Origin of the sequence: Mycobacterium sp. SMC-21, from assembly GCF_045310825.1 — a bacterium.
Taxonomy (GTDB): Bacteria; Actinomycetota; Actinomycetes; order Mycobacteriales; family Mycobacteriaceae; genus Mycobacterium.
The window spans coordinates 21,524-43,864 of the sequence record NZ_JBJIAO010000041.1 but is presented as its reverse complement, the minus strand read 5'-3'; the positions used below and the strand labels follow the sequence as shown (position 1 = coordinate 43,864).

General features: G+C 66.6%; 22 protein-coding genes. 7 read left to right on the top strand and 15 right to left on the bottom strand.

Annotated features, from left to right (window positions below; translation table 11 throughout):
- Positions 1 to 122 precede the first annotated feature (122 nt).
- Positions 123 to 602 carry a hypothetical protein gene (locus ACJH6H_RS25600; protein ID WP_133427146.1) on the top strand — a complete coding sequence of 160 codons (480 nt, stop codon included), beginning with the start codon at positions 123 to 125 and terminating at the stop codon, positions 600 to 602.
- Positions 603 to 692: 90 nt separating this feature from the next.
- Here ACJH6H_RS25600 and nrdF read toward each other — a convergent pair whose 3' ends face one another.
- The 3 genes from nrdF to ACJH6H_RS25585 form a co-directional block, all read right to left on the bottom strand.
- Complete coding sequence (gene nrdF, locus ACJH6H_RS25595) at positions 693 to 1,655, bottom strand: class 1b ribonucleoside-diphosphate reductase subunit beta (RefSeq protein WP_036427309.1); 963 nt, start codon at positions 1,653 to 1,655, stop codon at positions 693 to 695.
- 134 nt (positions 1,656 to 1,789) lie between these two features.
- Positions 1,790 to 3,310 carry an NAD(P)/FAD-dependent oxidoreductase gene (locus ACJH6H_RS25590; RefSeq protein ID WP_212813782.1) on the bottom strand — a complete coding sequence of 507 codons (1,521 nt, stop codon included), beginning with the start codon at positions 3,308 to 3,310 and terminating at the stop codon, positions 1,790 to 1,792.
- Positions 3,311 to 3,405: 95 nt separating this feature from the next.
- Positions 3,406 to 4,140 carry a TetR/AcrR family transcriptional regulator gene (locus ACJH6H_RS25585; RefSeq protein WP_212814740.1) on the bottom strand — a complete coding sequence of 245 codons (735 nt, stop codon included), beginning with the start codon at positions 4,138 to 4,140 and terminating at the stop codon, positions 3,406 to 3,408.
- A gap of 253 nt (positions 4,141 to 4,393) precedes the next feature.
- On the opposite strand from ACJH6H_RS25585, the gene ACJH6H_RS25580 reads away from it, so the two are divergent.
- Positions 4,394 to 5,572: a geranylgeranyl reductase family protein gene (locus ACJH6H_RS25580; RefSeq protein ID WP_346416768.1), complete on the top strand. Its 1,179-nt coding sequence runs from the start codon at positions 4,394 to 4,396 to the stop codon at positions 5,570 to 5,572.
- Here ACJH6H_RS25580 and ACJH6H_RS25575 read toward each other — a convergent pair whose 3' ends face one another.
- The 3 genes from ACJH6H_RS25575 to ACJH6H_RS25565 form a co-directional block, all read right to left on the bottom strand.
- The gene (locus ACJH6H_RS25575) at positions 5,573 to 7,228 is read right to left on the bottom strand and encodes a PE-PPE domain-containing protein (RefSeq protein WP_318986116.1); all 1,656 of its coding nucleotides are present in this window, start codon (positions 7,226 to 7,228) and stop codon (positions 5,573 to 5,575) included. It abuts the gene before it with no gap.
- A 183-nt stretch (positions 7,229 to 7,411) separates the two neighbouring features.
- Entirely contained in the window at positions 7,412 to 8,125 is a 714-nt protein-coding gene (locus tag ACJH6H_RS25570) for a TetR/AcrR family transcriptional regulator (RefSeq protein ID WP_318986115.1), read from the bottom strand.
- A gap of 49 nt (positions 8,126 to 8,174) precedes the next feature.
- Positions 8,175 to 8,921 (bottom strand): LysR family substrate-binding domain-containing protein, encoded by a 747-nt coding sequence (locus ACJH6H_RS25565; RefSeq protein WP_318986181.1) that lies wholly within the window; start codon positions 8,919 to 8,921, stop codon positions 8,175 to 8,177.
- A gap of 51 nt (positions 8,922 to 8,972) precedes the next feature.
- Between ACJH6H_RS25565 and ACJH6H_RS25560 the strand changes: the two genes are divergently transcribed.
- Entirely contained in the window at positions 8,973 to 9,695 is a 723-nt protein-coding gene (locus tag ACJH6H_RS25560) for a hypothetical protein (RefSeq protein ID WP_318986114.1), read from the top strand.
- On the opposite strand, the gene ACJH6H_RS25555 is transcribed toward ACJH6H_RS25560, so the two are convergent.
- On the bottom strand, positions 9,668 to 10,513 hold the full coding sequence (locus tag ACJH6H_RS25555) for a hypothetical protein (RefSeq protein WP_212813772.1): 846 nt from the start codon (positions 10,511 to 10,513) through the stop codon (positions 9,668 to 9,670). The genes ACJH6H_RS25560 and ACJH6H_RS25555 overlap by 28 nt on opposite strands.
- Before the next feature lie 51 nt (positions 10,514 to 10,564).
- On the opposite strand from ACJH6H_RS25555, the gene ACJH6H_RS25550 reads away from it, so the two are divergent.
- Complete coding sequence (locus ACJH6H_RS25550) at positions 10,565 to 10,951, top strand: DUF5997 family protein (RefSeq protein WP_138249832.1); 387 nt, start codon at positions 10,565 to 10,567, stop codon at positions 10,949 to 10,951.
- Positions 10,952 to 10,990: 39 nt separating this feature from the next.
- On the opposite strand, the gene ACJH6H_RS25545 is transcribed toward ACJH6H_RS25550, so the two are convergent.
- Positions 10,991 to 11,449, bottom strand: coding sequence for a hypothetical protein (locus ACJH6H_RS25545; protein WP_212813770.1), 459 nt, complete (start codon positions 11,447 to 11,449; stop codon positions 10,991 to 10,993).
- 195 nt (positions 11,450 to 11,644) lie between these two features.
- Between ACJH6H_RS25545 and ACJH6H_RS25540 the strand changes: the two genes are divergently transcribed.
- The 3 genes from ACJH6H_RS25540 (at position 11,645) to ACJH6H_RS25530 (ending at position 13,476) form a co-directional block, all read left to right on the top strand.
- Positions 11,645 to 12,523: an exodeoxyribonuclease III gene (locus tag ACJH6H_RS25540; protein ID WP_212813768.1), complete on the top strand. Its 879-nt coding sequence runs from the start codon at positions 11,645 to 11,647 to the stop codon at positions 12,521 to 12,523.
- An 89-nt stretch (positions 12,524 to 12,612) separates the two neighbouring features.
- Positions 12,613 to 13,008 carry a VOC family protein gene (locus tag ACJH6H_RS25535; protein ID WP_212813766.1) on the top strand — a complete coding sequence of 132 codons (396 nt, stop codon included), beginning with the start codon at positions 12,613 to 12,615 and terminating at the stop codon, positions 13,006 to 13,008.
- Between the two features lie 48 nt (positions 13,009 to 13,056).
- A complete protein-coding gene (locus ACJH6H_RS25530; protein ID WP_212813764.1) occupies positions 13,057 to 13,476 on the top strand; it encodes a cupin domain-containing protein in 420 nt (139 codons plus the stop codon).
- 10 nt (positions 13,477 to 13,486) lie between these two features.
- Here ACJH6H_RS25530 and ACJH6H_RS25525 read toward each other — a convergent pair whose 3' ends face one another.
- The 7 genes from ACJH6H_RS25525 to ACJH6H_RS25495 all read right to left on the bottom strand — a co-directional run bounded on the left by ACJH6H_RS25525 (position 13,487) and on the right by ACJH6H_RS25495 (position 22,341).
- A complete protein-coding gene (locus ACJH6H_RS25525) occupies positions 13,487 to 14,719 on the bottom strand; it encodes a CdaR family transcriptional regulator (RefSeq protein ID WP_212813762.1) in 1,233 nt (410 codons plus the stop codon).
- A gap of 16 nt (positions 14,720 to 14,735) precedes the next feature.
- The gene (locus tag ACJH6H_RS25520) at positions 14,736 to 15,596 is read right to left on the bottom strand and encodes a phytanoyl-CoA dioxygenase family protein (RefSeq protein WP_212813760.1); all 861 of its coding nucleotides are present in this window, start codon (positions 15,594 to 15,596) and stop codon (positions 14,736 to 14,738) included.
- A gap of 142 nt (positions 15,597 to 15,738) precedes the next feature.
- Complete coding sequence (locus ACJH6H_RS25515; RefSeq protein ID WP_406776072.1) at positions 15,739 to 17,286, bottom strand: AMP-binding protein; 1,548 nt, start codon at positions 17,284 to 17,286, stop codon at positions 15,739 to 15,741.
- Positions 17,283 to 18,320 (bottom strand): dihydrodipicolinate reductase, encoded by a 1,038-nt coding sequence (locus ACJH6H_RS25510; protein ID WP_212813756.1) that lies wholly within the window; start codon positions 18,318 to 18,320, stop codon positions 17,283 to 17,285. Before ACJH6H_RS25510 ends, ACJH6H_RS25515 begins: the two co-directional genes overlap by 4 nt.
- 42 nt (positions 18,321 to 18,362) lie before the next feature.
- Complete coding sequence (locus ACJH6H_RS25505) at positions 18,363 to 19,814, bottom strand: APC family permease (protein WP_406776071.1); 1,452 nt, start codon at positions 19,812 to 19,814, stop codon at positions 18,363 to 18,365.
- A 2-nt stretch (positions 19,815 to 19,816) separates the two neighbouring features.
- On the bottom strand, positions 19,817 to 20,932 hold the full coding sequence (locus ACJH6H_RS25500) for a Zn-dependent alcohol dehydrogenase (protein WP_212813752.1): 1,116 nt from the start codon (positions 20,930 to 20,932) through the stop codon (positions 19,817 to 19,819).
- A 59-nt stretch (positions 20,933 to 20,991) separates the two neighbouring features.
- Entirely contained in the window at positions 20,992 to 22,341 is a 1,350-nt protein-coding gene (locus ACJH6H_RS25495) for an NAD-dependent succinate-semialdehyde dehydrogenase (protein ID WP_212814738.1), read from the bottom strand.

The window sequence follows — 22,341 nt, the reverse complement described above, 5'->3', positions numbered from 1 at the left end:
GATGATCATCCTCGGGAAGGTGCGCCCACTTTCAGGCCGCCTCCTCGGGCCTCATCCACAGGTATTGATCATTGCTCTGCCCCTGTTGACGGAATTTACTGTCACGCATTAATACTTGGAGCATGACGTCCGCTCGCCGCCGTGCTCCGCTGCCCCAGCTGGCCCTTGCCGGCGTGGCCATCGCCCTGCTGCCGACGGGCGTCGCGCAGGCCGATCCCGAGCCGGCACCGGCACCGGCTCCCGTGTCCGCCGGCGTCACCGGCGTCCTCAACGACTGGCAGAAATCCGTCTGTGCGCCAGGCAGTTTCAACCAGGACGATCCGGCGATCGCCGCCCGTGACTGGCCCGGCGCGGTGCGAGCGGGCACCTGCGCGAGCGCGGTGAATCCCGGCCTGACCAACGGCCTGTGGATCACGCAGTGGACCGCCAACAGCGACATGACCTCGGCGCTGCAGCGCAATTTCATGGCGCTGTTCGCATCGGCCGTCAGCGATCAGACGGCGATCATCACCTTCGCGGTGGCCAGCCCCGAGGCACGCAAATCCCTTGAGCCGCTGACGAAGTTCGGGTTCACCATCAACCCGGTGCCGCCGCTGGCCTGACGGCCCCTGCCCCAGAACACCGGTCAATTGATTGCGGGGCGCAGCCGGTTGCCCGAGTGCGCCCCGCCATCACAGCACGTGACTGCGTTTCTAGAAGTCCCAGTCCGAGTCTTCGGTGTTGACGGCCTTGCCGATGACATACGACGAACCCGAGCCCGAGAAGAAGTCGTGGTTCTCGTCGGCGTTGGGCGACAGCGCCGACAGGATCGCCGGGTTCACGTCGGTCTCGTCGCGCGGGAACAGCGCTTCGTAGCCGAGGTTCATCAGCGCCTTGTTGGCGTTGTAGCGCAGGAACTTCTTGACGTCCTCGGTGAGGCCGACGCCGTCGTACAGGTCCTGGGTGTACTCCACCTCGTTGTCGTACAGCTCGAACAGCAGCTCGTAGGTGTAGTCCTTGAGCTCGGTCCGCTTGGCCTCGTCGACCGCTGCCAATCCGCGCTGGTACTTGTAGCCGATGTAGTAGCCGTGCACCGCTTCGTCACGGATGATCAGGCGGATCATGTCGGCGGTGTTGGTGAGCTTGGCGCGCGAGGACCAGTACATCGGCAGGTAGAAGCCGGAGTAGAACAGGAAGCTCTCGAGCAGCGTCGAGGCCACCTTGCGCTTGAGCGGCTCGTCACCCCGGTAGTACTTCATGACGATCTCGGCCTTGCGCTGCAGGTTCGGGTTCTCCTCCGACCAGCGGAACGCCTCGTCGATCTCGACGGTCGAGCACAGCGTCGAGAAGATGTTGCTGTAGCTCTTGGCGTGCACCGACTCCATGAAGGCGATGTTGGTGTAGACGGCCTGCTCGTGCGGGGTCAGCGCGTCCGGGATGAGGCTGACGGCGCCGACCGTGCCCTGGATGGTGTCCAGCAGTGTCAGGCCGGTGAAAACCCGCATGGTGAGCTGCTTTTCGCTGTCGGTCAGGGTGCCCCAGGACGGGATGTCGTTGGACACCGGCACCTTCTCCGGCAACCAGAAGTTGCCCGTGAGACGGTCCCAGACCTCCGCGTCCTTGTCGTCCTGCACGCGGTTCCAGTTGATCGCGGAGGCCCGGTCGATCAGCTTCATACCTTCAGACACCGTGACCCCATTTCGCCTGGAACTGTGTTTGCCGGATCGGCACCACAGACACTACCCCTGGTGTCTGCCATCGCCGAACACCGCTAAAAGTTGTGTTCGCGTGTCGCGCCCGCGGAGCCGATTCAGCGGATGAACTCATACTCGGTCGACTTGAATTTCCGGGTTTCCAGCCAGTACTGCCAGGTCATGCCGCTCCACAGCGTGCGGTTCACGCCGTGCTCGTCCATGTACCAGCTGTGGCAACCACCGGTGCTCCACACCGTGCCGGCCAGGTTCTGCTGCAGTTCGGCGTTGTACTCATCCTGGGCGCGGCGGCTCGGCATCAGTGCGGCGGCGCCCGCCTTGTCGGCCGCGGCGATGGCCTGCGCGGCGTAGCGGATCTGCGACTCGATCATGAACACCACCGAGTTGTGGCCGAGCGCGGTGTTCGGGCCGAGCAGGAAGAACAGGTTCGGCATGTTCGCCACGGTGATGCCGCGGTGCGCCGCCATCCCCTCGCGGTTCCACCGGTCGACCAGGTCCTCTCCCCCGAGGCCCTTGATGTCGACGTAGGTGTACGAGTCGGTGACGTGGAAACCGGTGCACCACACCACCACGTCGACGGGGTGCTCGACGCCGTCGCGGGTGACGATGCCGGCCGCGGTCATCCGCTCGATGCCCTCGGTGAAGACCTGTGTCTTCGGGTTGGCGATCCCGCGATAGTAGGTGTCGGAGTTCAGGATTCGCTTACAGCCGGCCACGTAGTTCGGCGTCAGCTTGCGGCGCAGCTCGGGGTCTTTGATGCTGCGGTTGATGTTCCATTTGCCCAGCAGCTCACCGATTTTGAGGAGCCGAGGCTGCTTGGTCATCGCGAAGCCGACGCCTTCGTGGATCCAGTAGATGGCATCCCGCATGAGCGCGCGCGTACCCGGCACCCGGCGGAAGGTGTTCTTCATCCATTCCGGAAAAGCGTTGTTGGGCCGCGGCATGACCCACGCCGGGGTGCGCTGGTACAGGTGCAACTCGGACACCTGGTCGACGATCGCGGGCACGATCTGGATGGCGCTGGCGCCGGTCCCGATCACCGCGACGCGCTTGCCGGTGATGTCGACGCTGTGGTCCCACTGTGCGGAATGGAAAGCGGCACCGGCAAATTCGTCGCTGCCTTCAATTTCGGGAACCGCCGGGATGTGCAGGCCGCCCGCACCGGAGATGAGGAACTGCGCGATGTACTCCTGGCCGTCGGTGTCGTAGACGTGCCAGCGCCGCTCGTCTTCGTCCCAGTGCGCGCGGTCGACATGGGTGTTGAACCGGATGTTGCGGCGGAGGTTGTGCTTGTCGGTGACGCCCTTGAGGTAGTCGAAGATCTCGGGCTGGAACGACCACATGTGCGTCCAGTCGGCCTTCGGCTCGAAGGAGAACGAGTACATGTGTGACGGGATGTCGCACGCGCAGCCCGGGTAGGTGTTGTCGCGCCAGGTGCCGCCGACCTCGTCGGCCTTCTCCAGGATCAGGAAGTCGCGCTCGCCGAAGCCCTGCTTGCGCAGCGCGATGCCCATGCCCAGACCGGAGAAACCGGACCCGATGATCACCGCGCGCGTCACGATGGGCTCGGCGGCCTCGTTGCCGACGGACTGCGCTCCAGTTGACTGCTCGACCGTCATGAACCTGCTCTTTCCTGGGAACGGCGGTACCGGATACTGCACAGTCTCCGGTCCGACCCGCGAGGTGTCAACGCACCACGTCAGGAACGGAATCGTCAGCCGACGGACTCTTCGCGGCGCACCGCGTCGTGCACCGGCAGGTCCAGGTCGAACCGGATGCCGAGCAACCTGGCGGTGCCGTTGATGGCACCGATCATGATGGTGGTCATGTGCGCGACGAACTGGTCGCGGGGCAGCCGGCGCGGAGTTTCATCACTACCGCCGAGCCACCAGTCGGTCGCCGATGCGGCCGCGCCGAACAGCGTGAACGCCGCCAGCTCGAAGATGGCCGAATCCAGATCCATGTCCTTGAGTTCGCCGCTGATCATGGCGGCGATCGCCAGGGTGATGTCGCGGCCGCGGTTGACGGTCGTCATCGCGGCGGCGGACTGGTCGGCGAACCTGCCCTGCAGCAGGAAGCGCACCACGTTGGGGTGCTGGTCCACCAGGTCGACGTAGTGTTCGACGGCGCGGCCGATGATCTGCCCGGTCGAATCGTGCTCGATGTCGATGGACGGAATGACGGCCGCCCACAACATGTCGCGCATCCGCTCGCCGATCTGCGAGAACATGTCGGATTTGTCGGCGAAGTGCCGGTAGATCTTGGGCTTGGCGGTGCCGGCCTCTTCGGCGATCTCCCGCACACTGACGTTCGGGCCGAGCCGGTCGATCGCGCGGAAAGCGGCGTCGACGATCTCCTCGCGGACCTTGAGCCGGTGTTCGCGCCAGCGCTCGCTACGGGCGTCGACCTTCTCGGGCGCACCCTTGGGCGGAGTGACCTTCACCTGCACGGTGACCGACGGAACGTTCACGCCCGGCACACCAGGAACTTTCACCCCGGCCTGGATGCCGGTGCGTGGAAGAGATGGCCTGCGCACCCCGCCACTGTACCGGGCGGGCCAAATCTGACCTGCTCAGACTGCCCGGCGCGGCGCATGTCACACCTTCGGACGCCTCGTCACAGCCAGCGGATCAACAGGCTGCACGCGTAGCATCGGCGTCAGGCCTCGCCCGAAAGTACCGGCCCGACAAGGAATTGATCACATGGTGCAGCGGTACGACGTCATCGTCGCCGGCGGAGGTCCCGCCGGATCGGCGGCTGCGTGGCAGGCCGCGCAAACCGGCGCCAGCGTGCTCGTCATCGACAAGGCCACCTTCCCGCGCGACAAGCCGTGCGGCGACGGCCTGACGGCCCGCGGGGTCAGCTACCTGCAGAAGATGGGCCTGGCGGACGAGGTCGCCCGGTTCCACCGGATCAATCGGGTCACGGTGTTCAGCCCGCACCAATGGGAGCTGTCGTTCCCGCGCCGCCCCGGCATGCCCGACCACGGCTGCACCGTCAGCCGTACCCACCTGGATGCGCTGTTGCTCGGCCATGCCGCGGCCGCGGGCGCGGAGGTGCGCCAGGGTGGCGAGGTGGCGGGTGTCGAGCGCAACGACGACGGCCGGGTCACCGGTGTGGTGCTGAAGGATGGCGAGACGGTGCACGCGGACGCCGTGATCGCAGCCGACGGCGCCTACTCCCCGATCAAACGAGCGCTGCATGTCGACTCGAGTTATCACGGCTATTCGGCGATCGCCATTCGCGCCGAGATGCCGGCCGACCGTCCCGACTCCGACGCGCTGGAGATCTACCTCAAGCTGCTGTTCGACGGTGACCAGCTGCCCGGCTACGGCTGGGTGTTCCCGATGGGCAACGGCACCTTCAACATAGGCCTCGGCTACGTCAACAGCTACCGCAACTGGCAGGCCATCAACGCAACGCGGTTCCTCGGCGACTTCCTGCACACGCTGCCGCGCGACTGGGCGCTGCCGTCGATCGACGAGTTGAAGAAGAACCGGAGCGTGCGGGCCTGGCGCCTGCCCATGGGGTTCACCGCATGGCCGCCGTGGCAGCCCGGCGTCCTGTTCGCCGGTGATGCGCTGGGCGCCGGCAAGCCGGCCTCCGGTGCGGGCATCTCGAAAGCACTCGAATCCGGTTTGGCCGCAGGCGAATGCGCCGTCGCCGCGTTGACCAACGGCGGTCCCGACGACTTCACCAACTACCAGCAGCGCATCGAGGCGGCGTGGGGACGCGAGTACCGGCGTGGCCGGTTCTTTCATAAGCTGGCCGGCATCCCGTGGGTGGCCGAGGCCGGCCGCCGCGCGGTCGACAGCCGCGTCTTTCGTGATGTGCTGCTCAAGTCGCTGTACAAGAAGGCCGAGGGGCCGGCACACACCTGACTACGCGGCCGGCCGCGCGCCCTTGCCTGACGGCGTGTGATCGGCCTTCGCGCCGGCGGGCGCGTCGGATTTGGTTGTGCTCCTGGTGGATTCGCGCCGCCGATCGCCGGCTTTGACGGACGGTGTGGTCGCGTCGGTACCGGCGTCCGTATGACCGGCGTCCACATGACCGGTGTCCACGGGTTGTGGCCGCCGATCGCGGGTCTGCCGCACCGGCGCGACGGCGTCTGGTGTCGGCCGCAGCGAGCGTGCGCGCTTGGCCGGTTTCCCCTTCGAGACGGCCGATGACGACGGGGCCATAGTGCTCGCCGAGGCCGCGGTCGAATCCGGGTCCCCCGACGTCGCCGTCCGCGGTGCCGTCACGGAGAGGCGGCTTCCAGTTGTCGGCACCGCCTGAGGTGTCGGTGCCGCGGCGACGGACTTGGGTGCGGTACTCGGCGGCGTTGCCGCCGTCGGTTTCTGGCCGCCGACCACCTGCAACAGCTTGGCGACCGGGCGCGTGATATTCGTCAGCGCCGCAGTCAGATTCACCACCGACTGACGGATCGCCTTGGCCAGCGGCGAGTTGTCCACCGACTTCGCAGGATGCTCGGTTGTGGGTGTGGCCGGTTCGGTGGCATCCACGACCGGTTGCGGCAGCGTCGGCGTGTAGCTGCCGGTGCGGAGAATCTGCATTGACTGTGCGAACGCTCCGGGCAGCTCTTTGAGGGCGGCAGAGATCTTGGCCTGCGGCGTGGTCCAGCTGAATTGCTTGACCTGGCTGGGATCCGCGGTGCGGTCATAGGCGCTTTCGATGATGACGCGCAGGACTGGGTCCATGGCGTCGACGAGCCGCTGCGCCCCGATCAGCGACGCGGCCAGACGCAGCGGCGCCAGCAGCGGCAGGCGCTGCGGGAAGGTCACGTACGTGGTGTTGCCGACGGTGGTGCTCACCGTGTTGGAACTGGTCTTGGGCTCCAACGCATAGCCGGGAAGGACATGTTCGAACATGATGCCCAGCAAGGCATTGACAACGGCCAGCGGGTTGAAATAGGCCGGGAAATCGGCGAATCCGTCGTACTGGTTCTGGTAGATCGTGGTTTGGAATGGGCTGTCGGACGGCCCCGGTCGTCCGAGCGGAAAGAGATCACCCAGGATCGGCATACGACTCCACGATGTGAAGCGCGACAGGATGCCGCCGTTCGGCTGGTACGGATCGCCGATGAGGGTGAACGTGTAGTCGCCGGCGTGGGCGACGTACGCGGGGTCCTTGGCCATGTCGGCGCGCGCGATCTCGGCGACCTGTGCACCCTGGGACATGCCGAGGATGGTGATCTTCTGACCGGGTGCCTGTTTGGCGATGTCCTGCTCGAGATATCCGGCACCGATGCGTTCGGACTGCTTCAGCGAGTGCGGCCAGTACGGGACGCCGGACAACCCCGGCAGTGCGGAGATGATCGGCCATTCGACGTTGATCTGCCCCGGGTATGGCACTACGTGGAATGAATCCCCTTGCGGGACAGTCGTTCCGTAGAAGAACAGCGGGATGCTCAGCCCCAACGGGTCGAACGATCCTCCGACGCCGATGGTGGTGTTGACGAGTTGTACCGCGGCCTGCGACACGATCGGAGCGCCAGGCGCCGACACGCCGACCACAGTCGCCGCGGCGATACCCACCGCGACACCCCTCGCCAGGACCGTGGCCGTCCATCGCGGCGATTGCAATTGTGTTGAGTTGACCCCCATAGCCGCAGGACGCTATAGCAACAGCCGGTTTTGAACAAGACCTCTTTTTAAAAACAAGAACTCTTGTCAAAGCGGCCCGCAGTCGGATGCACCGGGGTATGGCGCGGATTGCGATCAGCGCAATGAGGCGGTGATGCCGGCCCGGACCACTGCCATGAAGCTGGTCAGATTGCCGATGAGAGTGTCGATGCTCGGCCGTTGTTCAGCGTCGGGCTCGTAGTCGTGCAGCCAGTCGGCAACTGCCTCGAACAGACCGCCGACGGTCAGGACCGCCAGCGCATGGAAGTCGAGCGTGGTGTCGGCCGCGATCTCGGGGAACTCGCGACGCCGCCACAACTCTTCGACAAACGTTGCGGTCCAACGCCGATTCTCGCGGCGCTGCCGCTCGACCCGTGGCGAGATGCCTGCGCATTCCCCGAACGCCACCACCGCGATCCTGGGGTCGTCGACCAGGGCGTGGGCAAACGCCGACAGCAGCCGCTCGACCATATCGTCGTTGTCAGCGGTGGTGTCCTCGAGGATCTCGACGACCTGGCGTTCGATTCGCTCGGCGATCTGCCGGAGCAACTCGATGTAGCAGTCTTCCTTGCTGTCGAATGTCTCGTAGAACGCCTTGTTCCCCACGAACGCGTTCTGGCAGATCTGCTCGATGGACGTGTTGGCATAACCGTCGCGGGCGATCAACTCGAACGCGGACGCCAGCAGTTGTTCCCGGCGGTGAACTCGACGCTGCTCGGCGTCGAGACCACGGATCGTACGCGGAGCTCGTGATGTCGCGGATCGTGGCGCGGTGGTGCGTTTACCTGCGCCCGCCGACGGTCTGCTCATGGCCTGGGAGTGTAGTAGCGCTGAGCAAACGCCACGGGCTACAACGGCGTCAGCGCCGACCGCGCTTGGCCTGGCCTGACTTTCGGGCCGATTTGCCCACGGCGCCCTTCCCGGCAGCCGCCCGGGCCGCCTGCTTGGCAAGGGTCTTCTCGCGCGCGCTGCGTTTCGGCGCCGGCTCGGCCTGGCCCCGCGACGAACTGGCCTTTCGGCCCCGCACGATGCCGATGAACTCCTCGACCAGTTCCGACTGTTCCCCTTCCGGAAAGGCCAGTGCGACGGGGCAGGTGGGCGCGTCGGTGATCGGCCGGTACGTGAGATCCTTGCGGTGATACAGCCGCGCGAGCGACTGCGGCACGATGAGGGCACCCATGCCCGTCGCGACGAGTTCTATTGCACCCTCGGTGGTTTCGGGCCGGTACTCGACCGCGTTTCCCGGTGCATCCGCCCAGCCGACGACGTCGTCGAGCGGCACGACGATCGGCTCGCCGTCGAGGTCCGTGGCGGTGATCTCGTCGGCCGCGGTGAGCACATGATCAGTCGACACGACAGCCACCGTCGTCTCCTCATACAGCGAGATGACGGCCAGCCCCGTCGTGTTCGCCGGCAGCCGGAGCAGCGCCACGTCGACGCCGCCGGCCCGCAGCGTGTCGGCCGCATCGGCCGCCGAGACCGGATGCAGAATCAGCGCCGCCTCGGGATGACGCTCGGCCCAGATCCGCGCCCACTTCGCGGGCGTCCCACCGGGGACGTACCCGAGAGTCAATGAGGCCGACGAGGACGGTGTCACGGCGATCACGCTACCCAAACGCGCGTCGGGCGGTTCGTGGTCAGCGCCGATAATTGAGGCATGACCGAGCTCGGCGTCTTCACGTTCCATCTCGTCGAGCTGCCTGTCACGGCGACGGTGCCGCTGCTGCGGCGACCACCGCAGCCCGACCGGATGGCCGGGCTGCGCTACGCCGAATGTCTGTCCCTGATGCGGCTCGGCGCCCCGACCATCTCCCCCGACCGGCTGCAGTTGCGGCGGCTGGCGATGTTCGCCCGGTGGGAGGACGAGGCCGCGATCGACGCATTCCTGGCCGGTCCGGGCGCGCGGTTCGCCACGGGCTGGCATGTCCGGATGACGTTTCTACGGCGCTGGTCCACGCTCGTGGCGCTCCCCGATCTACCGCAGGAGGCCGAGGCTTCCGACGATGACGAGCCCGTCGTCGCCGTCACCCTGGCCCGGATGCGACTGCCCGAAGTCCCGCGCTTCCTCACGTGGGGCAAGCCGGTCGAGCGATTGGTGCGCGACCATCCGGACGCCACCCTGGCGTTGGCCGCGATGCGTCCGCCCCGTTCGATCTCGACCTTCTCGATCTGGACCTCGGTGCGGGCGATGACTGGGATGGTGCACGGCCGGGGTGGTGTGACCGAGGTCGCCGACCCGGCTCGACATGCCGATGCGATGGCCGAGCGCCGGCGCCGCGACTTCCACCGCGAGTTCGCGACCTACCGGTTCCGGCCGCTGTCCGAACACGGCTACTGGGACGGGCGTACCGGTTACGTCCCGCGGCGTTCCAGCTTGTAGTGCAGGCGGACGGCCGGCAGGTTCCACATCCGCAGCACATGGTCGGTGCGAAGTACCTGCTCACGGTCGACGTAGAGGTCGAACGTCTCATGCACGGGTACCCGCCGCGCGAAGTAGCGCCCGCGGTCGCGCACCAGGACGTACGCCCCGTCAGCGCCCCACGGGCCGGCCGGGGAAGACAACCGCAGACCGCCGTCCGGCAGGTGCTGCGGCCGCAGGAAGACCTGGACGTTGCCCTCTTCCAACGGGAACGTCACGTGCACGCTGGCCCGGTCGGCACCGGGAAGCGTTCTGCGCGAATAGCATCCGCTGAACACGGTGTCGCCGTTGCCGCGCAAGGTCCGGATCCAGCCGGCCGCGACCTGCGCGCCGGTGCCGTCGGTGATCACCGAGACCCGACCATCGATGCCGCGTGCCACGTCAAGGGGACGCATCGGTAGCGCCAGTTGCTGTACCCGCTTACCGAACATGCGCGATATCAATTCGCCGCCCGGCCAGAACAACGGTGACCAGCTGCTCCACACCTCCATCCGCCAGCGCGCCGTGTGGGTGTAGAAGTCGTGAATCATCGGGTGGACGGCCGCGGCATCGAATCCGGGCCCGGACAGTCCCTCGAGATCGGGCTGCAAACCGGCGTCGGGGTCGTCGTCGCGCAGCGCGCCACCGCGGCGGGCCGCTTCATCACGCAGCCAGTTGTTCCCGCCGCCCCGGGACCCGAGTGGCGCCTGCAGCCAGGCATCGACGCCGTCGAGGTCGACGCCTCTGCCGGTGGCCCGCCAGAACTTGCGGGTCGCGAGATCCAGAGTCGAAAACTCCACGTCGCGGATCGTACGGGGTCATCGCAGCGACCTACCGATAGGCTGATGCCCATGAGCAGGCCCAACGCGCAGTCCATGAAACCCGCCACCGCGGCGAAGAAGCTGGACGTGTACTTGCCCGCGACACCTGCCGAGTTCCAGGAGAACGCGATCACCCGCGCCGACCTGGCGGCGCTGCAGGCCGATCCGCCACAGTGGCTCAAGGACCTTCGCAAGAACGGGCCGCACCCCAAGAACCTGGTGGCCGCCAAGCTGGGTATCTCGATCGCCGGCCTCGCACGCGGCGGCGTCGAGAAGGCGCTGACCACCGAGCAGATCGACGCCCTGCTCGAGGAGAAGCCGGACTGGCTGATCATCGAACGCGAGAGCTACCAGCAGGTACTGCGCGAGCAGCGGCGGATCAAGGCACTGCACGCGGATCAGGCGCGCGAAGCCTGACGACCGGTCGCCACCTACCACCGGTCGTCACAGCAGCACTCACCAGAGATCGAAGCCCACGTTGGTGTTGGGGTAATGGCTGCTGAAGCTGTGATTGATCCAGTAGTTCTTGGCGAGAAAACCGGTGACACTGGTGTTCGCGACATTCGTGTTGGTCTTCGAGTCGTTGACCTCGTAGGTGGCGGTCGGGCCGCCGACACCAACCCGGTAGGCGACGTGCATGTCGAGCGAGTCGCCCTGTGGCGCAACGGCTGTCACGGTTTCGGTGGCGCCGGGTGCCAGTAGCCGCTGAGGACCGTCGACCCATTTGCCGTTGGGGCTCGTCCCGTCATCGAGCAGGAACTGCACCTTGTCGGTGTGGTTGGTGATCGTCATGGCGATGGTCGGCTCGCCGGGATGAGTGACCGGCATGGTTCCCGCGTGGGCGACCGCGGCGAAGGACAGCGCGGCGGCGATCCCCGTTCCTGCTGCGGCGATCCGAGCCGTCGTGATGTTCATGGGGCCTCCTGTACGTGAATGTTGTGATCCGAGAAGGGGTTTGGGCCGTCTCTTGACACCGACAACTATTTCGCGAGCGGCCACTTTCCGGATTCCCCCGAACAGCGGATTCGCCGGTGGAACCGTTCTCCCCCGATCGGCGGACAGACCGAGGCCGCTGAACAGCCGCCATGCCGATCTGCTTTGGTAGAGGCGATGGCTACACCAAACGCGCCGCTGGGCATTGCCACGTTCAACGTCAACGGGATCCGGGCGGCACGCCGTCGCGGCTTCGACGCCTGGCTCGCCGGGCGCGGACTCGACGTGGTGGCCCTGCAGGAGTTGCGCTGCCCGCCCGACCAGGTCGGCGAATTCGACGGCTATCACGCGGCGATGGATTCCGGCTCGATCCCGGGCCGCAACGGCGTCGCCATCCTGACGCGCGACGCGCCGACGGCCGTGCGGACCTGGGTCTCGCATCCCCCGCGCACCCGGGGGCTCGGGACATTCGCGAACGAGGGGCGGTACCTCGAGGTCGACCTCGCGCACGCTCCCCTCACAGTGGCGTGCCTCTATCTGCCGAAAGGCGGCCTGCCGGCGCACCTGCAGCGGCCCGGCAACATGCGCGATCTGCCCGACGGCGGCGCCAAGTACGACAGGAAGATGCGCTTCCTCGGGGCGTTCGCGCGCGAGCTGAGCCGCAACCGGCGGGCGGCGCTCGCGGCGGGCCGCGAGTTCCTGCTGCTCGGCGATCTGAACCTGGCGCACCTTCCGCACGACGTGACGAATTGGCGGCCCGCACAGAAGATGGAGGGCTTCCTCCCCGAGGAACGCGCCTGGCTGGACGCACAGATCGGGCCGCGCACACTCGTCGACGTGGTGCGGACGCTGCATGGTGACCGGCCCGGGCCGCTGTCCTGGTGGAGTTGGGCCGGCGAGTCGTTCGTCAAAGACGTGGGCTGGCGCATCGATCACCACCTGGCCACGCCGCGGCTCGCGCGGACCGCTATGTCGGTGACGGTCGACAAGGAAGCCGCGCCCAGCGCGCGGCTGTCCGACCACGCGCCTGTGGTTGTGCACTACGCCTTCCCCTGAACCGCCGCGCGATGAGTTGTGCGCGGGTCGGCTGTCTACCCCTGTGACGGCACCCGCTTCCGGGCGCCGCGGACCACAGGAGCAGCCCGATGCACGCCATGATCTTCGTTCACCTGCCCGTCGCCGACGTCGCGCGCTCGCGGAAGTTCTTCTCCGGGCTCGGCTATGCGGTCAACGAGACGTTCAGCAATGACAACGCAGTGACACTGGTGCTGGGCGAGAACCAGTTCGCGATGCTGACGCAGCGCGATGTCTTCGATTCCCTGCACACGGCCGAGACCGCCGATGCGTCGAAGACGAAGGAGTGCGTCGTCTGCTTGGGTGTCGACCGCCGCGAGTGCGTGGACACCCTCGTGGACGGCGCCATCGCTGCGGGCGCCACGCCGGGCGACACCGATGACGAGGACTTCATGTACGGCCGCAGCTACCACGACCTCGACGGCCACTCCTGGCAGATCTTCTGGGTGGACCCCACGGCCACGTAGCCCAAAACTGACCCCGGCCAAGCCTGCACACCGCTACGATTTCCCAGCATGCAGTCAGCATTCGCACAGGATCACGACCTGGCAGACAGCCCGATCGATCCGTCATGGGTCGTCGACGGCAAGCCACGGGCACGGTCGCGGCGCTGGCACACCAGTGGTGACTCGGCGGTCGAGTTCTATATCTGGGACTGCTCGGCCGGCACATTCGACTGGACCTTCGTCGTAGAGGAGACGGTGCACATCGTCGCGGGCGAGGTCCGAATCGGTGATCCGCAGACCGGAACTTGGCTCCGGCCAGGCGATTCCGCAGTGTTCGCCGCCGGCACCACCCACCGGTGGTACGTGCCCGACTACGTCCGCAAGCACGCCACGCTGCGCACCCCACTCCCGACGCTGCTGATCCGGGTCGGGCGCGTCGCGACGCGGGTCGGACGTCGCCTGGCGTCCACGATCCCGAGTCGCGGGTAGTTCGTCGGAGTCAGTGTCCCCCACGCACGCTGAGCAGCGTGAGGGCAGCAGCCACCTCGATCGGGTTGCGCGCGAAGGGTTTCGGCAGCAGTTCGTCGATGCGGGCGAGACGCCGGTCGATGGTGTTGCGGTGGGTGTACAACCGTTCGGCGGTGCTCGTGCGGTTGAGACCCTCGTCCACATAGGTCAGCACCGTCTGATGCAGCACCGGGCTGGCGTCCTTCAGTTCACCGAGCACGTCCGCGACGAACTGGTCGGCCGACGAGGGATCCGTGGACAACAGGTCTACGAGGTGGACGTCCTCATAGCGCACGATGGACAGCCCGGAGTCCAGGCGAGCCAGAAGCCTTTGCGCTGCAGCGGCGTCCATGTGCGTCCGCCGGAAGCCGCTGACCCCAGGAGCCGCACGGCCGAGTGCCACGCGCGCACCGCACCGTCGCCCCAGGCGTTCGGCGAGTTCGGCGACCGTCGGCGTCGTCTTCGCCGGTATCCACAGCCACACCGCAGCGGTACCGGCGACCACAGTCAGCCGCCGGTCCGCGCCGCAGGCCCGCATCACCTGCTCACTGGCGCGTTCGAGTTCGGCGACGTCCTTCTCGGAATTCACCCAGACGACGGCGCCGATGTGCGAACCGGTCAGCGCGTAGCCCAGCTGCGCTTCGGCACGCGACGGTGCGATGTCCGCGCCCTGGAGCAGGAGCTCGACGGTGGCGTACCGCTGCAGCTGCGAGCCACCGGCGAACTCCTCGCGGACCCGGCGGATGTGCTCAGCGAGCTCAGCGATCGAGTCGTCGACGAACGTCGTGAGCGAATTCCCGGAGATCTCGATCAGTTCGCGAAGCTGATCCGCATCGTCCGTCGTCTTGAAACACGCCGCCAGCCACCAACTCCAGGCAACGCGTTGTGCGGATCGCCACCCCAGGACATCGTCAGTCGTGAGGCCGCGCAGCACCACATCGCGGGCATACGTGCGCATGACGCTTCCCGTGGCGGGACTGACCCGGCGACCGGGCTCGGCGATGTTGGACGTCAGCCAGTGCTTGAGGTGCGAGACCACCATCTGGGCATCGGCATCCGCGAGCACCGGGTCATCGGCGATCGCCCGGTACTTCGGGTCCTGCAGCGACGCTGCAGTCAGATCGTCGATGACGTCTGCGGACCTCGCCAGCATCGACTCAGCGAGTTCCCGGATCAGCCGGCGGACCGGATCGGATGCATCGGGCCACAGCTGATCCGGTGTCATGGCAACAGTCTGCCGCTTACAGACCGAGGTGATCGGCGAGTTCGCGGTAGTCGACCATCCACAGGCCGGGCGAGCCGGTCGGGTACTGCGAGCGGAAGCCGAGGATGCGCTGGACGCGCTCCGGCAGGGTCTTCACCACGTCGCGATCGACCAGGAACGGGTAGGCCTCCTCCCCGACCAGGAACCCCGGGTTGAACGCGAAGGACACCGCGCGCCGGTACTCATCGGTGGTGACGTTGGCGCCACCGCCGTGCGCGGTCTTGCCGCTGAAGAAGAGGGCATCGCCGGCGTTCATGATCGCGGGGAACGTCTGCTCGGGCGTCCCGCGGTCCTGGAAATCGGGCCACTTGTGGCTGCCCGGGATGACGCGGGTGGCGCCGTTCTCCTCGGTGAAGTCCGTGAGGGCGATGAGGAAGTTGAGGGTGATCTCCGGGCCGGCGGGGCCCATGCCGACGAAGGGGTACCAGTTCTCGAGGTCGCGGTGCAGGAACTGCGCGCGGTTGCCGGGGCCGATCTCGATCACCTGGGCGGTGGTCATCCAGTACGTGCCCGATTCCTCGAGGAAGGTCGCATCACACAGGGCGTGCACCAGGTCGTGGTTGATGATCTCGTTCCGGAAGACCGGGCTGTGGGTGACCAGGTTCGTCAGGCGCTTGGTGTTGGCGCCGTGGAACTCGTTGACGATCTCGAGCTCGTGCTTGCCGCCGGGAGTCAGCGCGGCGAGGGGGCCCTCGATCTCGGCGTTGAACCGGGTGACCTGCTCCGGGGTCAGCAGACCCTCGATGATCACCCCGCCGTCCTCGGCGACGATGGCACGGATATCCGCGACGTCCGCGGTGTGAGGAAGCTTCCGGAGGTTCGAAACAGCGGTTGTCATCGCGTGATCTCTTTCTGCGAGTTGAAGTTTGGGGAGAACGCCGAGTTGTTGGTGTGGCGTTGATCTCACTATTGCCGCCGGGCCCGGTGGTGTGCCATGGCACCTCTCAACCAATCGAGCGGGCGGACGGTGCATATTGCACCTATCGGTTGAGGCCGCCGGCCAGCTGTCGCTTGAGTTCGAATTTCTGAATCTTGCCGGTGGCAGTCTTGGGGAGCGCGGTGAACTCGATGCGGTCCGGGACCTTGAATTTCGCGACGCGGTCGAGCAGGTGGGCCCGCAGTTCCGCACTCGTGACAGCCGCACCTGGGCGCAGCGACACGAACGCCACGGGCCGCTCACCCCAATGCTCGTGCGGCATGCCGACAACCGCGGCCTCCAGCACGGCGGGGTGCTCGAGGATGGCGCTCTCAATCTCGACCGAGCTGATGTTCTCGCCGCCGGAGATGATGACATCCTTTGCGCGGTCACGGATTTCGAGGTAGCCATCGGGGTGACGCACCGCGAGATCGCCAGTGCGGAACCAGCCGTCCGGCACCGCTGCCGCAGTGGCGGCCATATCTCGGTAGTACGCGGGGGTGACGTTGTTTCCCCGCAACGCGATCTCACCGATCGTTGCACCGTCTGCGGGCACGTCCCGGCCCTGTTCGTCCACCACCCGAACCGGGTCGGAAACGACGTTGCCGACGCCCTGGCGGGCGTTCAGGCGGTCACGCTCGTCTTCCGGCGCCGAATCCCATTCCTGCTTCCACTCATTGATGACGGCCGGGCCGTAGGTCTCGGTCATGCCGTAGAGATGGGTGACCGCGAGGCCGCAAGCACGGGCCCGCGCAAGCAGTGCGGGTGCGGGCGGCGCTCCGCCGGTGGCCACCCACACGGTTCGTTCCGCGCGGTTCGCGGGCGGCTGCGAGGTCATGGTCGACAGGACCGTCGGCGCCGCGCACATGTGGGTGACCGCGTGGTCCTCGACGGCCGTCCAGATCGCCTTCGCCTCGACCTTCGGCAGGCACACGTGGGTGGCGCCGGCCGCGGTGACCGCCCAGGTGAAGCACCAGCCGTTGCAGTGGAACATCGGCAGCGTCCACAGGTACGCCGAGTCGAGGTCCAGGCCCGAGCGGAAGGCCATGGCCAGCGCCTGCAGGTAGGCGCCGCGGTGGGTGTACACCACCCCCTTCGGCTTACCCGTGGTACCCGACGTGTAATTGATTGCCACCGTGGCGAATTCGTCATCACAGGCAACATCCATCGGCGCTGCCGACGCCACGTAGTGCTCGTATTGCTCATTGCCGGCGATGACCTTCACAGTGCCGCCGACCAACTCGGCCGCCTCCCGCGCGACCGCGATCAGCGGGTCCGTTGCGATCAGCACCTCGGCTCCGCTGTGCTCGAGGATGTATGCGATGTCCCCTGCGCTCAGGCGAGAGTTCAGCGGCACCAGAACCCCACCCGCGTAGGGCACTCCGTAGTGTGCCTCGAGCATTTCCAGGGTGTTGTGCGCCAGCACCGCGACTCGGGCACCCGGCCCCAGTCCGTCACCAACCAGCGCGCCCGCGAGGTGCCGGCAGCGCTCATGCAGATCGCGGTACGTCAGCACGCGTGCGCCGTCGATGACGGCGACCTTGTCCCCGTGCACCGCAGCGGCTCGATCGAGAAAACGCACCGGGTTCAGCACCGACACTGCATGTGTCACAGCAATCCATCTTCAAGCAGCCGAGCACCTTTCGATGCCAGGGCACGGACGGGGAGATCACCCATGGACAGAAATCCGGCGGGCGCGTCGATCACGGCCGTCACGGTGTTGACCGCTGCGGCAATGGTGCTCACGAAGGACTCGAAGCCGGTCAGTGATGTCAGCTCGATCGTCTGGTCAGCGCCTTCGATGCGGTAATCGTCACCCGCGGTGAGCGAGTCACTCGGGTCGAAGAAGCCGAACATGATCTCCAAGTCGATGACCGCACGGCCGCCGCGCAATCCGCGGGCGGCGTGGGTGACGGCGGCGATCTGGCCACGTTCGACGGTGATGTGCTCGCCGACGCGAGTGATCTCGCTGACCGTCGCGGGTGTCACCCGGTCGACCGCGATAGCGTCCAAGGTCCAGCCGAGGCCGCTCGCCAGCGCACCGATCGATTGTTCGAAACCGTAGTGGCCGACCACATCTCCAGATTCCTGCGCTGCGGCGAACTGCGCAGGCGTGAGTCCCAGGCCGAACTTCGACAGGATCGCCCCGTACCGCGACATGTTGGTGCGGCGGCGGATGATCACGCGGTCGACACGTTGGGTGAGGGCGGTCAGCAGCAGAGGCAGGGTGTCCATGAGGACGCCGGGGTTGGCCCCGGTGCCCAGGACGGTCACGCCGTGCGTTTTCGCGGTGTCATCGAGGCGACGCGAGATCTCCGGGTGACTCGACCACGGGTACGCCAGTTCCTCGCAGATGCTCATCACGTTGTACGCACGTTGCAGAAGCGGCACGAGGGTGTCGGCCACGTGATTCAGATCCGACGTCGTCGCGACGATCGCCAGGTCCGCCGGGGGCAGACCCGCGGGGTCGTCGACGACGGTCACGCCGGTCGCCGCGCTGCCGACGAGGACGCCGAGATCCGTGCCGACGACCGCGGGATTGCGGTCGGCCGCACCGACGATCTGGACGTCGGTGCGTCGCAGCAGGGATTGCGCCATGGCGCGGCCGGTGGCGCCGAGACCCACCATCACGATTCGTTGTGCCATTATTCGTTGTCTTTCAGAGGGATTCGTTGTTCGGTGGTTTCGCTATTCCTGCCGGCCCGAGGACGGCAGGAGTATTCCGACAACGGGTCCGAGTGCGAAGGCGGCGATCAGGGAAACGACGATGACGGCGGAGACCACGCGACTGTTTCCTGCGAGCAGATCGAGGTTGAGCAGCATGATCGCCAGGATGGCCAGCAGCCCCGCCATGCCGAGCAGTGGCGCGATCAGTGTCCGCGTCAGCGGCGCCCCGTGCGGTTCGCGACGGAAGAACGCCAGCACGGCCGCGCAGGTGAGGATGAGCAGCACGACGTATCCGATGGACCCCAGACCCGATGTCCACGTGTAGATTTCGCTCATCGGGTCGAGCCCGATCATGGTGCCGCCGGCCAGCACAGCGCCGGTGGCGATCGCGACGGCCACCGCTCCCCGGTGCGGCGAGCCGTGCGTCGGGTGGCTCGCCGACAGGGTGGTCGGCAACAGGCCCCGGGACGCCAGCGAGAACGTGTAGCGGGCGAGGATGTTGTGCCACGTCAAGGCGGCCGCGAAGGTGCTGGTGACGAACATCGCCACGGTGAGGTCGGCACCGATGCGCCCGAGGTACTGAAGCGCCACTGCGGAGAACAGGCCCTCGGGGTCGGCTGTCGCGGCAGGGACGACTCGACTGTCGCCGACGCCGCTGATCACCGCCCACGAGGTGAAGGTGTAGAAGAGTCCCACGACGATCACCGAGATGATCGTCGCCCGGCGCACCGTCCGGGCAGGATCACGCGCTTCGTCCCGGAACACCGCAGCTGCCTCGATGCCGATGAAGCTGAGTACGGCGAAGATGAGGCCCACCCCGGGTGCGCCGCTGAATATCGTCTTCAGCGAGAACATCCCACCGGACAGACCTTCCGGTCCACCGCCGCGCGCGACGATCCAAAGGTCCAGTGCGAGAACGATGCTCACCTCGGCGACCAGGAGGACACCCAGGACCTTGCCGGACAGCTCGACGTCCCGGTAGCCCAGGAACAACGTCAGCGCCAGTCCCACGCCGGCCCACAGCCACCATGGCGACGCGGGTCCGCCGTAGGACTTCACCAGCGCGTCCACACCGGTCCCGAACAGAATGAAGAGCCCGATGAAGATGCACGTATACGACAGCATGGCCAGATAGCCGGTGCCGATCCCGGCAGCTCGGCCCAGACCCGCATGCACGTAGGAGTAGAACGCCCCCGCCGAGCGGACGAACGGCGTCATCGTCGTGAAACCGGTGACGAAGAGCAGCAGGACGACGAGGGTCGCCACGTAGCCGATGGGCAGGCCTGCGCCGTTGCCCAAGGCCAGGCCCAGCACCATCGGCCCGCCGACCACGCAGAGCGGGGCGGCCCCGGCGATGATCATGAGGGAGATCGAGCCGACGCCGAGCTTGCCGCTCAGACGGGGCGTAGTCCCGGGCTCAGCGGCGTTCTCGCTGGTAGCCGGAGCGGTGCTCCCATTTGCTGTCGTGTCCATCGTCAGAACCTGATCACCGAGCGGATGCCGACGCCGCGCTTCATCTCGTCGAACGCGTCATTGATCTCTGCCAGGTCGATGACCCGGGTCACGAGCGAGTCGAGATCGATGCGGCCCCGCATGTAGTGCTCGACGAGCAGCGGGAAGTCGGTGGCGGGCTTGCTCGAGCCGTAGTTCGAGCCGATGAGGGAAAGCTCTTGATCGGACATGACGAAGGGGTCGATCGTGACCTTCATGCCGTCGGCCACCTGCCCCGCGACGACGGCGGTGCCACCTCGAGCCAGGACCGCATAGGCGGCTTCGATGGTCTGCGGCAGACCGATGGCCTCGATGGCCACCTCGACGCCACGCCCATCGGTGAGCTCCGCGATCCGGTCCGCCAGATTCTCTTGGGCGCTGTTGATAATGTCGGTAGCTCCGAAAACCCGTGCCTGCTTGAGCTTTTCGTCGGAGATGTCGGCGGCGATGAGCTGGCGGGCACCGACCAGGCGGGCACCCTGAATCGCGTTGAGTCCGACGCCGCCGCATCCAATGACCAGCACGGTGTCGCTCGGGCGCACCTTGGCGGTGTTGACCGCTGCGCCGACACCGGTGGTCACGGCGCAGCCGATCAGCGCCGACTGTTCGAAGGGGGCGTCATCGCGGATCGCGATCGCGCCCGATTCAGGCACCATGACGTACTGACCGAAGGTGCCGAGGCCGGCGAAGCTGAGGACGTCCGCACCATCTGCCGCGGTGATCCGCGACCGGCCGTCGAACGAGAGGTGGTTGGCCGAATGTTGAGCGACCATGTCGCACAGGACGGGCCTGCCACTGATGCAGTAGCGGCACCGGCGACATGAGGGCGTCCAGGACAGGACGACGTGATCGCCCTTCTTCAGGGTCGTCACCCCTTCACCCACACTCTCGATGACGCCCGCGCCTTCGTGACCGAGGATCATTGGCGTGGGGACGTCCCACTCACCGGCAAGAACGTGAAAATCGCTGTGACACAATCCACTTGCCTTGAGCCGCACGAGTACGTCGCCGGGCGGCGGGGTCGATGGGAGCGAAACGGTTTCGATGGTCAGCGGCGCGTTCGGCGTCCTGAAGACGGCGGCGTCGAATTCGATGGTCATGGCAGATGTCCTCTTGAGGGTGGATGTGGTGGATCAGATGCGGCGGCGACGGTCGGCGGCTAGCCGCGAAGAGTGCGGATGAGCTTCTTGTTGGCGAACTCTTCGATCCCCGCCCGGCCGAGTTCGCGCCCGAAGCCGGATCGCTTGACGCCGCCGAAGGGCAGTTCCATGCTGTCGAGACCGACGCCGTTGACGAACACCATGCCTGCCTCGATCTGGTCGGCGACGCGTATCGCCTGCCCGGGGTCCGTGGTGAAGACGTATGAGCCCAGTCCGTAGGGCGTGTTGTTCGCCAGCTCGACAGCCTCGGCTTCGGACCCGGCTCGATAGATGGTGGCCACCGGACCGAACAGTTCCTCGGTGGACGACGGCGACGTCGGCGCTACGTCGGTCAGCACGGCGGGCGGGAAGTACGCCCCCTCTCGCTCGCCATCGCGAACCAGCGTCGCGCCGTCTGCGACAGCGCGCCGGACCTGTTCTTCCAGTCGCTCGGCGGCGGCAACCGAGGACAGCGGAGCAAGCGAGCCGGCCTGGGCCAGAACCTGTTCCGTGAACGCATCCACGAACGGTTCGTACAGATCGTCGGCAACGATGAACCGCTTTGCGGCGTTACACGCCTGACCCGCATTTTCGAATCGGGCGGCTACCGCGGCCCGCACGGTGGCATCGAGGTCATCCGATGACAGCACGATGAACGGGTCCGAGCCACCCAACTCGAGCACCACCTTCTTCAGGTTCCGACCCGCTACTTCCGCGACTGCTGCGCCGGCCCGTTCAGAACCGGTGAAGGAGACACCTCGCACCCTGGGGTCGGCGATGGCGCCGGCGACCTGTTCATTGGTCGCATAGGTGTTGACGTAGCAGCCTTCGGGAAAGCCGGCGTCGACGAAGATCTGCTGCAATGCGGCGGCTGATTCCGGGCACTGCGGCGCGTGTTTGAGCACGATCGTGTTGCCCAGAGCGAGATTCGGCGCGGCGAATCGGGCGACCTGGTAGTACGGGTAGTTCCACGGCATGATGCCCAACAACACGCCGATCGGCTGGCGGCGGACGAACGCCGTTCCCTCTCCCTCGATGAGCTCGATCGGCTCGTCCGCGAGGAATGTGGCGGCGTTGTCCGCGTAGTACTCGTAGATGGCTGCGCTGAATTCGACTTCACCGATGGCCTGGTCGAGGGACTTGCCCATCTCGCGGCGGATGATTTCGGCAAGTTCGCCGCTGCGCGAGTTGTGCAGTGCGGCAACTTTTCTCAGTAGGTCAGCGCGCTCACTGACGGATGCCTTCCTCGACCAACCCTGATAAGCGTTCTCAGCCGCTCCGAGCGCGGCAGCCACCGCCGCATCTGTCGCCGTGGGGTACTCCCGGACCAGTTCGCCGGTCGCCGGGTCGGTCACGACATACAACGACAT